This is a genomic window from Anaerotaenia torta (genome assembly GCF_050433395.1).
GTDB lineage: Bacteria > Bacillota > Clostridia > Lachnospirales > Lachnospiraceae > Mobilitalea > Mobilitalea torta.
Window position 1 is genome coordinate 396947 of record NZ_JBNPXH010000003.1, and the last position, 14038, is coordinate 410984.

A 14038-nucleotide genomic window follows, 5' to 3' on the forward strand; every position below is an offset into this window, starting at 1 on the left:
ATGTGCAGAGAGGGGAGGGCAAGGCGTGGAATATACCTGTCTGGTCGTGGATGATGAAAAGGAGCTTGCGGTTGCAACCTGCGAGTATTTTAATTTGTTTGGCGTGGAGACGGAATATGTGACTAACGCGGAGGATTGCCTGGAGTTTCTAAAACAGCATAGGGTCAGACTGATCCTGCTGGATATCAATCTTCCGGAGGAGAGCGGATTCTCCCTGTGCAGGAAAATACGTGAATTCTCTGATGTTCCCATCTTTTTTATCAGTGCGAGACAGAGTGATGACGATATTCTGATGGCCCTTAACATCGGCGGCGATGACTATATAAAGAAGCCCTATGCCCTTAGCGTGCTGCTTGCCAAGGTCAGGGTGGTATTGAAGCGCCTTGAGGAGGCCAGAGAAACTCTGCCGGAGCAGGCGGGAAGGATACGGGTGGACATTAAGGCCAGGAAATTATATATAGAGGGCAGGGAAATCGAGCTGAAGAATAAGGAATTCAAGCTGTTTCTCTACCTCTTCAGCCATCCCAATACCGTGATAACCAAGGATGAGCTGTTTGCCAATGTCTGGGGAGACGAATTCTTCAGCGACGGCACCTTGAATGTACATATCCGGAAGCTGAGAGAAAAAATTGAAAGGGATCCGAATCATCCGGAGATTATTAAGACCATCTGGGGAACCGGGTATCGGTTGGAATTATGAAGCTGGGACGGTGGATGATAGGAATAAGTCTTTTCCTCCTGGGATGCTTCTGCCTGACGATAGGATCTCTCCGGAAGCAGGAGCTTCCCGGGGCGGACCTTGCCCGGATGAATGTAATTGTAAAAAAAACGGAGAAGATCATTCGGGAAAAAGCCATGGCCGAGGCCGAAGCCAAGAATGAAACGAGGGCAGAAGGAAAGACAGGAGCAGAGATAAGAGAGATAGAGACGGAGATAAAGGCAGAGATAGAAGCAGGGATGGAAACGGAGACGGCTGCCTTGGGTTTTGAGCTTGTCCTGTGCAGTAATCCCGAATATGAAAGAATTCTCTACCAAGGCCTGGCTGACCGGGCCGCCATCATAGACCTCAAAAAAGAGGATGTAATGATCGGAAAGATATTGTTTCCGCCGGATAACGCGGCGGAGGAAGCACGCAGGAACCGTTTATTCCGGGTGGCCGCGGCAGTGTTTACAGGACTGCTGCTGTTTGTCTGGGGATTAGGCGGTCTTATTTATATCCGCTTTATCAGGCCGTTTCGGAAGCTGGAGGGCTTTGCATCCCATGTGGCAGCAGGAAATCTTGACTTTCCCCTCCCCATGTACAGGCAGAATTATTTCGGGGCCTTTACGGAGAGCTTTGATTTAATGAGGGAGGAACTGAAGGAAGCGAGACAGGGTGAGTTTGAAGCAAACCGGAGCAAGAAGGAGCTGGTGGCCGGGCTGTCCCATGATATCAAGACTCCGGTTTCCACCATCAAGGCATACTGTGAACTGATTACCGTCAAAAGCGGTGAGGCGGATACCGTACAAAAAGCCCGGATCATTAATGAGAAAGCGGATATGATCGACCATCTGATCAGCGATATGTTCCATGCGACCCTGGAGGATCTCACAGCCCTAAGGATTGACTGCCGGGAAGAGATGAGCACCATTCTTGACGATATGCTGGGGCAGATGAACCATTTAAAGAGAATACATAAGGTGAATCCAGTTCCGGAATGCCTGATTTATTGCGATGCCCTCCGGCTTAGCCAGGTCATCGACAATATCATTCACAACTCCTATAAATATACGGAGAGCCATATAGAAGTCAGCAGCGCGGTAGAACAGGGATATCTGAGAGTAACCCTCCGGGATTTTGGCGAGGGCGTGGAGGAAAGCGAGCTCCCCCTGCTCTGCGGGAAGTTCTACCGGGGCAGGAACAGCTCCGGCACAAGCGGCTCGGGACTGGGCCTGTACCTGGCGAAGCAGTTCATGGAGGGGATGGGGGGAAGCCTTGAAATCTATTGTGACCAGGGCTTTGTAGTCAGCCTGCTCCTCCGTTTGGCCTGAGGGCATAAGTGAGAGATTTAAGAAACGGATAAGAATTTCATAAGGAATGGAAAAAGACTGGATCAGGTTCCGCAAGTATAATAAAGTTATCAAAATTATATGGAGGAATACAAAATGGCAATAATACTGGAAGCCAGGATGCTGTGCAAGACCTTCTCCACTGGGAGCATACAGCAGCATGTGCTAAAAAATCTTAACATCCAAATAGAAGAAGGGGATTTCACTGTTATCATGGGCAGCTCCGGGTCGGGCAAATCCACCCTGCTCTATGCCTTGTCCGGCATGGACCGTCCCACCCTTGGGGAGATTATCTTCCGGGGCACCGAGATAAGCCGTTATTCCAATGATAAGCTGGCCGTTTTCCGCAGATCCCACTGCGGCTTTGTCTTCCAGCAGATGTATCTGAATGAAACCATGAGCGTTCTGGATAATATACTGGTCAGCGGTCTGCTGATCAACCGGGACCGCAGGGGGGTAATCCGGCGGGGAAAGGAGCTTCTGGCCCAGGTGGGACTGGATGAGCAATGCTATAGCAAATTCCCCTCCCAGCTCTCCGGCGGAGAGGCACAGAGGGCAGCCATCGTGAGAGCGCTGATCAATAAGCCGGAGATTGTATTTGCCGATGAGCCCACGGGGGCCCTGAATTCGGAGAACGCCGTCAATGTTCTGGACATCCTCACCGCGATGAATGAACAGGGGCAGTCCGTGGTTATGGTCACCCACGACATCAAGACCGCCAGAAGGGCAAACCGCATCCTCTATCTGAAGGATGGAGTGATCATAGACGAATGCCGCCTGGGCGCTTTTCAGAAGGAGGATGCACAGCGAAACAGCGTGCTTCATGAATTCCTTCGGAAGATGGGGTGGTAGGCATGAAACTGTATTTAATTGCCCGGAACAATATAAAAAGATCCCTTGCCTCTTCCGTCGTATTGGTTCTTCTGGTCATACTATCCACCCTGCTGATGTATACCGGAATCGCCGTGGAAAATCAGATTGGAGACTTTGTAGATGCCAGGAATGAGGAGCTTCACGGAGCGGACTGTACGCTGCTGGCCGGACCGTCGAGCATGGGGAAGGTGATTTCCATCCTTGATCAAAGAGAGGATATCGACCGGTACGAAGTCCATGACAGCATCTATTACACCTCTCCGAAGTTTCGAAACAGAATGAGGGACGAGAAGGAGAGCAATCTGATCACGATTATGTTAAATGCAGAGGACACCTATCATCTCAACCGTCTGTCCATTATCGACGAGCTGTCCCCAAGGCCGGAGAACGGCATTATCGTGCCCTATATACTGAAGACCTCGAAGCAGTACCGGACGGGGGATGAGCTGGTAATGAAAACGGAAAACCGTAGTGACACCTTTGTGATTGCAGGCTTCTATGAGAATGTGATCTTTGCCTCACCCAGCAATGTTTCCATGTATCAGTTCTTTGTCTATGACCAGACTTTCCGGAAGCTGAGGGAGGAAGCGGGGGATATGGCAAAGCATAGCCTAATTAATCTCCAATTTGAGGGAATCGACGGAGGAGAATTCGAGAGAAGCTTTCTGCTTGAATTCAAAGGAAAGGAAATTGACGGAAATGACTTTCTGGCTATTCTTCCTTTCGATACCTTAAAACAGGGAGTAACCATGTTCACCGAGATCCTGATGGTGGTATTAATTGCATTTTCCCTGATTCTGCTGGCCATTGCCCTGGTGGTGATCCGGTTCTCTGTGGTGGTCCATCTGGAGAAGAATATCAAGAACATCGGCTCCCTGGAAGCGGTGGGGTATACGGCGGAACAGATTAAATATGCCTTATTGCTTGAGTTTCTGCTGCTTACGGCGGTGGGGATTCTGGCAGGACTGCTCCTGGCGGTAGCGGTCACTTCCCCGGTGGGGAATATGATATCGGCATCCATCGGCCTGCGGTGGGCAGGGCGTATCAGCGTTCCCGCCGCCCTTGCCAGTGCTTTGGTGAATCTGCTGCTGATTATTACCGTAACGAATATGACGGCAAGGAAGCTAAAGAAGATTACGCCCCTGGCCGCCCTGCGGGACGGCATCGAAACCCACAGCTTCAAGCGGAATTACCTTCCCCTGGAGAAATCAGGACTGCCCTTGAATCTGGCCATTGGCATGAAGGGGCTGCTGTATAATAAAAAACAGAATCTTGTAATGGCGGTGATTATTTCCCTGCTGAGCTTTGCCTGTGTTTATACCGTCGGAATGTACTATAATTTTGTGATTGATGATACAGCGATGATGAATCTGGTAGGCTTACCGACAGCAAAGGTGCAGGTATGGGCGGAGGCGGCGGATTATGACCGGATCGCGGATCAGATCAGGGAAAAGAAAGAGGTTCGCAGGCTGCTGGATTATAATGCGGAGGAGATGCTGGTTAAAAACGGGGAGAGAGAGGCGCAGGTGCGCGTCGAGATCATGGAGGATTTCTCCGAATTAGATGCGGATACCCTGATGGCTGGCCGGCTGGCGGAATATGAAAATGAGATCATGGTCAGCAGCAGAACCCTGCAGGAGCTGGGCCTAGAGCTGGGCGGCTTCGTAACGGTGTCCTCCTTTGGAGGGGAGGCACAGTATCTGATTGTCGGCGTAAAGCAGCATATCAGCAATTTGGGAAGAGGCGCAAGCCTTACGCTGGAGGGAGTGAGGCGTCTGAACCCGGATTACAAAATCAATATGGCGATTATGTATCTGACGGAGGGGACGGATACGGAGGACTTTATTAAAGCGCTGAGTACAGAGTTTGCAGCCGGGAACATCTTAATTATGAATATAGAGGATAATATCAATGTGGTGATGGAATCCTTCCACGGATCAATTGTGGCCATCTGCGCCTTATGCGGGGGCATCACCGTAATTACGGTCGTGCTGATCCTGCTGCTCTTAATCAAGGTGAAGCTTCTCAAGGAGCAGAGGCAGTACGGGATATATAAGGCTCTGGGGTATACGGCCGCACAGCTGATCAGACAGGTGGGCTACAGCTATCTGCCGGTGATCGTGCTGGGAGGCATCCTGGGTCTGGGGGCAGGGCTTCTGCTGTCGAATTCCTTCACCCAGATGCTGCTGGCGGGCAACGGAATACGGAGGGTCAATCTGATACTTCCCTATTGGCATATGCTTTTTGTCCCTGTGGGCATGCTTCTGGTTTCGGCGGTGACCATATGGCTGGCATCCCTCAGAATTCGCAGAATAACTCCCATCAGGCTCTTCGATTGATAACCATCTATGGCAAACAGGAGGTTTACGGATCAGACAGGATGTGATAAGATAGGTTAATAATAGTGTCAGACATTCGGAGGAAGAATATGATTACACAAAGACCCAAGGGTACCCAGGACTGGTACGGCTCCAATATGCACAAACGTACCGTGATTGAAGAGATTGCCAGAAGAATTTGCAAAGCATATAATATGAAGGAAATTATAACTCCTGCTTTTGAACACACCGTTTTGTTCCAGCGGGGAGTGGGAGAGACCACAGATGTGGTCCAGAAGGAGATGTACACCTTTGACGACAAGGGAAACCGCAGTATTACCCTCAAGCCCGAAGGAACGGCCGGTGCGGTAAGAGCCTATCTGGAAAATGGACTGTACGGCGAGAGCCAGCCCATTAAGCTGTTCTATTTCACCCAGGCCTTCCGTTATGAGAATCCTCAGAGCGGCAGACTTCGCCAGCATCATCAGTTCGGAATCGAATTCCTGGGCTCCGCAAGTCCTTTGGCAGAGGTAGAGCTGATCTCCCTGCTAACGGAGTTTATGAAGGAGCTGGGGATGAAGGGGGCAAATCTCCATATCAACAGCATTGGCTGCGGGAACTGCCGGAAGACCTATAACGAGGCTCTGCTTGCCTATCTGAAGCAGCATGAGGAGCAGCTTTGTCCCACCTGCCGTGAGAGGATGCAGAAGAACCCTCTCCGGGTGATTGACTGTAAGGTGCCTTCCTGCAAGGTTATTGTAAAGGATGCGCCCAGAACCATAGAGTATCTGGATGAGGAATGCCGGACACATTTTGAGGAGCTGAAAGAGCTTCTGGATAAGGTTGGGATTCCCTATGAGGTGGATACGGGAATTGTAAGAGGACTCGATTATTACACAAAGACGGTGTTTGAATTCGTGAATGAGGAAGGCTTTACGCTGTGCGGCGGCGGCAGATACGATAATCTGGTTCATGAGATCGATGAGAAGCAGAATATTCCGGCAGTGGGCTTCGGCTTTGGAATTGAGCGGATTATTAATGAATTGGCGGCGGAGGGTGTGGAGCTGGCTCCGGAACCGGAAGTGGAGCTTTATGTGGGAATTCTCGGCAAGGAGTGCAGAGCGTCCGCCTTCTCCCTGGTACAGCAGCTGCGCGGCGAAGGAATCATTGTGGAGACAGATTATATGGATCGCAGTGTCAAGGCCCAGATGAAGTACGCCAACAAAATCGGTGCGAAGAATACAGTCATTATTGGTGCCGATGAGCTGGCAGGAAATAAAGCCTGCGTCAAAAACATGCAGACGGGAGAACAGACCCAGATGGATCTGGACCGGCTTGCTGAATATTTTCTATAATCAATGGAATCATAGAGGGCATCCCTGCAAGCGTATGTGAGGGCCCCTCTGTGGTTCCTTTTTTTTGCTCAATTCTGCCCTCTGAGCCCCGGTTTGTGCGTGGAAGCCTGTTTAAAATATATATTCGACAAGAAAATGCTCATATTGACAATGTGCCACTAAATTACTATAATGGTGATAAACGGAAGTATCGAAATATATATAGTAGAGTTCAGTTCCTATATGCAAAAGCGGATATTTCGGGCGGAAACACAGAATATCCGGATGCTGTTAAAAACAGAGGGAGGTTGCTATGAAGTTTAAAGATATGAAGATATACCCAAGATTGGTCTTGTGTGCTTTGATCATAGAGGCAATGGGTGCTATTCTTGGTATCTGCGGCATAGCCGGTTTATGGACTATGAGTAATGCCGACGGCTTGCTGTATAATGAGAATACTTTGGGCGTGACCTATTCCAGTGCGGCAGGAACTTATTTTCAGCGGCTGCGTTATAATACTCTGGAACTGACCGTGTTAGAGACAGATCAGCAAAAAGCGGATGTTCTGGCGAAACTGGAGAGTTTCATGGGAACTATTGACGAATTGCTGCTGAATTATGAAGGACGGATGCATGATGAGGATCCCGCTGTATTCAATGATGTCAGGAAGGAATGGGATCTTTATAAGGAGTATATGGAAGAGATCATGGCTTCTGTAGAGAAGGGTGATATGAACCGCGCAGTGGAAATTATGCTGGTAGATTCGGATGAAACCGGCAGCCTGCTGCGTGATAATCTGGAGCATTTACTTACTACGAATAATAACGCGGCGAGCAGCAGGGCACAGAGAAATAAAAGCCTTGTAATATGGCTGACCGCAGCCATTCTGCTTCTGATTACAGTATCCGTCGTGGCATGTGTCATATTGGCGAGCAAGCTTGCCAAAGGCATCAGTGATCCCATTAATCAACTGGTCACTGCCGCAGACCGTCTTGCTCTTGGGGATGTAAATGTCAGTGCCAGCATTGATCGGATAGACGAAGCCGGTATACTTGGCAGCGCTTTTGATAAAATGATTGCCAATATCAGAGAACAGGCACAGACCGCGGAACGTATCGCGGCCGGGGATCTGACGGTGGAGGTAGAGGTAAGGTCTGAGGAAGATCTGCTGGGTAAGAAGCTGGCAGAAATGGTGTATAATAACAATCTTATGCTGGGGGGAATTGCTACAGCCTCGGACCAAGTGGCAATAGGCTCCGGGCAGGTATCCGAATCCAGCATATCCCTATCCCGCGGTGCCTCGGAGCAGGCGGCCGCAGTCGAGGAACTGACAGCTTCTCTGGAGGAAATCTCCGCCCAGACGGAGCAGAATGCCAGAAATGCCGGCAGGGCCAATGAAGTGGCGGAGACGGTCAGGCGGAATGCGGAGCAGGGGAATGTTCAGATGCAGGAGATGCTAAAGGCAATGGAGGATATCAACAGCTCCTCTACCAATATCTCCAAGGTCATCCGGGTTATAGAAGATATTGCGTTCCAGACCAATATACTGGCGCTGAATGCGGCGGTGGAAGCGGCAAGGGCCGGTCAGCACGGCAAGGGCTTTGCGGTAGTTGCCGATGAGGTCCGGAGTCTGGCGGCGCGTTCGGCGAGTGCGGCGAAGGAGACCACGGATATGATCGAAGGTTCTATCCGGAAGGCGGAAGGCGGCTCCAGAATCGCCGGAGAGACGGCTAAAGCGCTGGGAAGAATTGTGGACGGTGTGGAAGAGGTTGCGTCTCTGATCAGCGATATCGCCGTGGCTTCCAATGAGCAGGCCTTGGGAATACAGCAGATCAGCCAGGGTGTGATGCAGGTATCCCAGGGGATAGCCACCACCTCGGCTACGGCGGAGGAAAGTGCGGCAGCCAGTGAACAGCTGTCAAGCCAGGCATCTGTTTTGAAAGAGACAGTGAGTAAATATAAGCTTACCAGGGGGAAGGACCCGGGGAGAAGAAACCATGAGTTGAACCCGGAAGTTCTAAGGAGGCTTGAAAGCAGAGGAACCAAAGAAAGCGGTGAGAAGGCCGCCGGAACCGGGGAATATGTCAAATCAGCAATTACATTAACTGATAATAGGGATTTCGGCAAGTATTAGCAGCACTGATCCACAGCGACGATTAACAGAATGAAAATAAAGAAGGAGGGAAAATGAATGTCAGATCAATTTTCCGCGGAACCATTATTAGAAATGTACTTGTTTGAAACTTCCCAGCTATTAGAGCAATTGGAACAATCCATTCTTTCGGGTGAGAAGGAAAGCGGTTATTCTGAGGATTCCATCAATGAAATTTTCCGGATTATGCATACAATTAAAGGTTCATCGGCGATGATGTTATTTGACGGCATTACCAAGCTGGCTCATTCCATGGAGGATCTGTTCTTCTATATCCGTAAGGATTCGCCGGAACAGATTAATTTATCGGCTCTTTCCGATCTGGTATTGGAAGGAGTTGACTTTATGAAGACCGAGGTAGACAAAATCAAGAATGGAAATCAGGCCGACGGCGTTGCGGAGGAACTGGTCGCTGAAATCAAGGCATTTCTTGCAGAATTGAAAAGCAGGAATATGGATGCGGCGGGAACAGCACCGGTCAAAGCAGCGGAAGCCGCAGCCGCCGATGCGTTGGGACGGAAGCAGGCGGAGAGTACCGGAACAGCAGCAAAAGCCGGGGAGGCTTTCGTCCGAACGGCTGATACCCTGAGGAACGGCAGTGAGTATATACTGCCGGCCAGATACGCCTATAAGGCGATTGTTCACTTTGATGAGGGCTGTGAGATGGAGAACATCCGCGCCTATACCATTATTCATCATATGAAGGGCTTTGTCAGGGAGCTGTTCTATGTTCCGGCAGATATCATAGACAGTGATGAAAGCGTTGATGTGATTCGCAAAAACGGTTTTCAGATCTATTGCAAGACGGATAAGGATTATAAGGAAATGCATGAATTCTTCATGCAGACTATCTTTTTAAAGGATATAGAGCTGACGCAGCTGGAGGGGAACACGAAGCTGGCTCAGTTTACCGGGTCGGGCGAGGCAAATGCTTCCGTTGATCTATCATCGATTCAGAAGGAAGCCGGGGAAAACGGTAAGGCGGCCAGACCGGAGCATCATGAAATGAGTGCGGTTTCCGGAAGCTCCGCCCAGAGTATCATCAGCGTCAGCGTAACGAAGCTGGATAAGCTGATGGACATGGTTGGAGAGATGGTAATCGCAGAGGCTATGGTAATCCAGAACCCGGATCTTAAGGGGCTTCAGCTGAATAATTTTTCCAAGGCAGCAAATCAACTGAATAAAATAACCAGTGAAATTCAGGATATGGTAATGTCCATCCGGATGGTTGCCCTGTCCGCCACCTTTATCAAGATGCACCGGATTGTCCGGGATATGTGCAAGAAGCTGGATAAGGATGTGAGGCTGGAGATTATCGGCGAGGAGACAGAGGTAGATAAAAACATTATCGAACATATCTCCGACCCGCTGATGCACCTGGTCCGCAACTGTGTTGATCACGGTATTGAGACCGTGCAGGAGCGGCTGGCAAAGGGCAAGGAGCGTACGGGAACCATTACGCTGGAAGCGAAGAATGCCGGCGGAGATGTTCTTATTATTGTCAGGGATGACGGTAAAGGGCTGGATCGGGAGAAGATTCTCCGCAAGGCCAGGGAGAATAAGCTCCTGATGAAGAATGAAGAGGATATGACGGATAAGGAGATCTATAATCTGATTTTGCTTCCCGGCTTTTCCACTAAGGAAAAGGTGACGGAGTTCTCCGGCAGGGGAGTAGGAATGGATGTGGTATCCAAGAATATTGAGGCGGTGGGCGGAGCTCTGTCCGTGGACAGCATCATGGATAAGGGAACGGCAATCACCCTGAAGATTCCTCTGACCCTTGCCATTATTGACGGCATGAACATCAAGGTGGGAAAGTCCAGGTATACCCTGCCTACCATATCCATCAAGGAATCCTTCCGTCCTAAGGAATCAGATATCATTTATGACCCGGACGGCAATGAAATGATTATGGTGAGAGGGGAATGCTATGCCATACGCCGCCTTCATGAGCTGTATAAGGTCAAGACGGACATTACAAAGTTCTCCGAGGGCATTATCATTATGGTAGAGCAGGATGAGAAGACCACTTGCATCTTTGCCGATGAGCTGCTGGGCCAGCAGCAGGTGGTAGTGAAGGCGCTGCCTCAATACATTCTGAACTTTAAGAAGCTGAAGGGACTTGCCGGCTGTACCCTGCTGGGAGACGGCAGTATCAGTCTTATTCTGGATATTGCAAGGATGTTTAATTGATCTGTTTACAGTGATGAGGAAGGAGAGGAAAATATAATGGCGGAAGTTTATGATAGTTTAAATGAGGAAGATACCCAGAAGGACCGGTACCTTACCTTCCTGGTCGGCAGCGAATGTTATGGAATTGAGATCAGACATGTGACAGAGATCATCAGCCTGCAGGCTATTACAGAGATTCCGGAGCTGCCGGAGTATGTTCGGGGAATTATTAATTTAAGAGGGAAGATTATCCCTGTTATGGATATCAGGCTGCGTTTCAAAAAAGATGTGCTGGAATATACGGAGCGAACCTGTATTGTTGTAATTGATATCAATGATATCTCCATCGGCCTGATTGTGGATGAGGTGACAGAAGTTCTGACCATACCGGAGGAGGATATTGTCGACCCGCCCCAGATGAACCGGGAGGCGGAAAATCGTTATATTCGCAAAATCGGCAAGGCTGGCGGAACGGTCAAGCTCCTTTTAGATTGTGAAAGGCTTTTGGAAGAGAATGATGCGGGATAGGAGTAAGGTATGAGGAGAGTATTGGTTGTTGACGATGCAGCATTTATGAGAATGGCGATTCGGAATGTTTTGATCAAGTATGACTTTATAGTAGACGAGGCAGAGAACGGGCGGATCGGATTGCAAAGGTACAAGGAGCTCAGGCCGAACATTGTGACGATGGATATCACCATGCCGGATATGACCGGCCTGGAAGCATTGAAGGAGATCATGGCCTTTGATCCCGAAGCCAAGGTGGTAATGGTTTCTGCGATGGGCCAGGAGAGTATGGTGATGGAGGCGATACAGAATGGTGCCAAATCCTTTATTGTCAAGCCCTTTAAGGAGGATCATGTGATTCAGACCCTGAATAAGATCTTGCATTAGGCTGAGCCTGAACAATTAGAGGAGAGCAGTTTTGATTACTATTACCAAAAAAGAATTTGACCAATTATCAACCTATATTAAGACAAACTATGGCATCTATCTGAAGCCGGAGAAAGAGACCCTGGTTATTGGAAGGCTCCAGAACGAGCTGCTTCAAAAAGGCTTTAAAAACTTTACCGAATATTATGACTATGTGATTAAGGATACCACCGGTGCGGCGGTCTCTACCTTGCTGGATAAAATAACTACAAACCATACTTTTTTTATGAGGGAGGCGGATCACTTTGCTTATTTTAAGGAAGTCGTCCTTCCTTATCTTTCTGCCGCTGTGACGGACCGGGATCTGCGCATCTGGTGCGCCGGCTGCTCCAGCGGAGAAGAACCCTATACCCTGGCTATGATTTTGGATGAATATTTCGGCAGGGACAAGATGTACTGGGATGCCAAGATATTGGCTACGGATATCTCCAACAAGGTGCTGGAGGAAGCCAAACGAGGCGTATACAGCAATAAGGAGCTGGAGACTCTGCCTGCCAAGTGGAGAAGTAATTATACAATAAAGCAGGACAATGAGAACTCGGTGATTACAGAGAAGCTTCGCAATGAGGTGATTTTCGGAAAATTCAACCTCATGGAACCGGTCTTTCCCTTCCGGAAGAAATTTCATACGATCTTCTGCAGGAATGTAATGATCTATTTTGATGAGAAGACAAAGAATGAGCTGGTGAATAAATATTATGACTTTATGGAGTCCGGGGGTTATCTGTTTATTGGGCATTCCGAATCGTTAAATCGCGAAGCAACCCGGTTCCGATATGTACAGCCGGCGATCTACAGAAAAATGTAAACAGGGGGAACTGTTTGATGCCAAAAAAAATAAAAGTTCTTATCGTTGATGACAGCATGCTGTTCCGGGAAGTGCTGCTGCGGGGGCTATCCTCTGATTCGGAGATGGAGGTTGTGGCAGCAGCCAGTGACCCTTACGATGCCAGGGATAAGATAATTTCTGCAAAACCGGATGTTATGACTTGTGATGTTGAGATGCCTAAGATGAACGGCATAGAATTTATACGGAGGCTGATGCCTCAGTATCCCCTGCCGATTATTGTGGTCAGCTCTGCTTCGGGAACCGTGTTTGATGCCATGAATGCGGGGGCTGTGGACTTTGTCGGAAAACCGAATATGTCCTCCGCCAGCAGCGTGGAGAACTTTATTAATGAGCTGATCACTAAGATCAGGATAGCTGCGCACGCAAAGGTACACAGTCGGGAAGCTGGTTCCGCCAGGAATGTTGTTAGCAAGGGGATCGCCGGAAAGGGAAAAATAATAGCGATTGGAGCTTCCACCGGGGGAACGGAGGCCATTTTCTCCATTCTGAAGAACCTGCCGAAGGATGTCCCCGGAATTGTTATTGTCCAGCATATTCCTCCCAACTTCTCCCGGATGTTTGCAGACCGGCTGAATCAGACGACGAATCTGTCCGTGAAGGAAGCCAGATCCGGGGATTATGCGGAGCAGGGACAGGTTCTTATTGCGCCGGGGGATCAGCATATGATCGTCCGCAGAATCGGAGACCGGTATAAGGTGGAGTGCTACGCGGGAGAGAAGGTGAACGGGCACTGTCCGTCTGTGGATGTATTGTTTGAGTCTGCGGCCAGGGAAGCCGGAAGCAACGCGGTGGGCGTTATTCTTACGGGAATGGGCTATGACGGTGCCAAGGGCCTGCTGGCCATGCGGAAGATGGGCGCCAGAACCATCGGCCAGGATGAACAGTCCAGCGTCGTATATGGAATGCCCAAGGTGGCATTTAATATCGGAGCGGTGGAGAAGCAGACCTCTCTGGATAATGTGGCGTATTCCATCTGCCAGATGCTGGGCTGAGGAATGTATTTATAAACAATATAGAAATCATAAAGCGGCAGGAGGGAATAGGGTGGTAAAATCAAGAAGAAACGTTCATCTAAGTAATTGATCCGATAATCGAAAGGAGTATTTTGTTGAACGTTGAATTGAAAGAAAATGTGATACCTTGCCTGAATGACTTAACGGATAATGAACCTAAAACAAAAGCTTTTGAAATGGGAAATCAACAATAAGATGCGGCAGAGCGAACGGAATAATAAGAACCGGAGGGAAAATCCAGGATGGGTTTTCTCTCCGGTTCTTATATGACGAGTAAGAGGAACGGCTTGCTCCGGTAATGATATATAGCCGAAAGCCAATTCCTTCTCCGGAAAGGATTTTAT

11 protein-coding genes are annotated in these 14038 nt (G+C 49.2%); all 11 read left to right on the plus strand.

From position 1 onward, the window contains the following. Positions 1-25 precede the first annotated feature (25 nt). The 11 genes from HNQ56_RS07715 (at position 26) to HNQ56_RS07765 (ending at position 13673) form a co-directional block, all read left to right on the plus strand. Positions 26-700, plus strand: a complete 675-nt coding sequence (locus tag HNQ56_RS07715) for a response regulator transcription factor (RefSeq protein ID WP_429144334.1) — start codon at positions 26-28, stop codon at positions 698-700. Further along, positions 697-2031 (plus strand): sensor histidine kinase, encoded by a 1335-nt coding sequence (locus HNQ56_RS07720; RefSeq protein ID WP_429144336.1) that lies wholly within the window; start codon positions 697-699, stop codon positions 2029-2031. The genes HNQ56_RS07715 and HNQ56_RS07720 overlap by 4 nt, the downstream gene beginning before the upstream one ends. 114 nt (positions 2032-2145) lie before the next feature. Continuing rightward, positions 2146-2901 carry an ABC transporter ATP-binding protein gene (locus HNQ56_RS07725; protein ID WP_429144337.1) on the plus strand — a complete coding sequence of 252 codons (756 nt, stop codon included), beginning with the start codon at positions 2146-2148 and terminating at the stop codon, positions 2899-2901. A gap of 2 nt (positions 2902-2903) precedes the next feature. After that, positions 2904-5261 (plus strand): FtsX-like permease family protein, encoded by a 2358-nt coding sequence (locus tag HNQ56_RS07730; protein ID WP_429144339.1) that lies wholly within the window; start codon positions 2904-2906, stop codon positions 5259-5261. 89 nt (positions 5262-5350) lie between these two features. Then, positions 5351-6595, plus strand: coding sequence for a histidine--tRNA ligase (gene hisS / locus HNQ56_RS07735; protein WP_429144341.1), 1245 nt, complete (start codon positions 5351-5353; stop codon positions 6593-6595). Positions 6596-6887: 292 nt separating this feature from the next. Further along, on the plus strand, positions 6888-8708 hold the full coding sequence (locus HNQ56_RS07740; RefSeq protein WP_429144343.1) for a methyl-accepting chemotaxis protein: 1821 nt from the start codon (positions 6888-6890) through the stop codon (positions 8706-8708). A 57-nt stretch (positions 8709-8765) separates the two neighbouring features. Continuing rightward, positions 8766-10919, plus strand: a complete 2154-nt coding sequence (locus HNQ56_RS07745) for a chemotaxis protein CheW (RefSeq protein WP_429144345.1) — start codon at positions 8766-8768, stop codon at positions 10917-10919. A gap of 36 nt (positions 10920-10955) precedes the next feature. Then, complete coding sequence (locus tag HNQ56_RS07750) at positions 10956-11426, plus strand: chemotaxis protein CheW (RefSeq protein ID WP_429144347.1); 471 nt, start codon at positions 10956-10958, stop codon at positions 11424-11426. A gap of 9 nt (positions 11427-11435) precedes the next feature. Continuing rightward, positions 11436-11792 carry a response regulator gene (locus tag HNQ56_RS07755; RefSeq protein WP_429144349.1) on the plus strand — a complete coding sequence of 119 codons (357 nt, stop codon included), beginning with the start codon at positions 11436-11438 and terminating at the stop codon, positions 11790-11792. Positions 11793-11823: 31 nt separating this feature from the next. Next, positions 11824-12639 carry a CheR family methyltransferase gene (locus HNQ56_RS07760; RefSeq protein ID WP_429144351.1) on the plus strand — a complete coding sequence of 272 codons (816 nt, stop codon included), beginning with the start codon at positions 11824-11826 and terminating at the stop codon, positions 12637-12639. 17 nt (positions 12640-12656) lie between these two features. Beyond that, positions 12657-13673 (plus strand): protein-glutamate methylesterase/protein-glutamine glutaminase, encoded by a 1017-nt coding sequence (locus tag HNQ56_RS07765; protein ID WP_429144353.1) that lies wholly within the window; start codon positions 12657-12659, stop codon positions 13671-13673. The last annotated feature ends 365 nt before the right edge of the window (positions 13674-14038 follow it).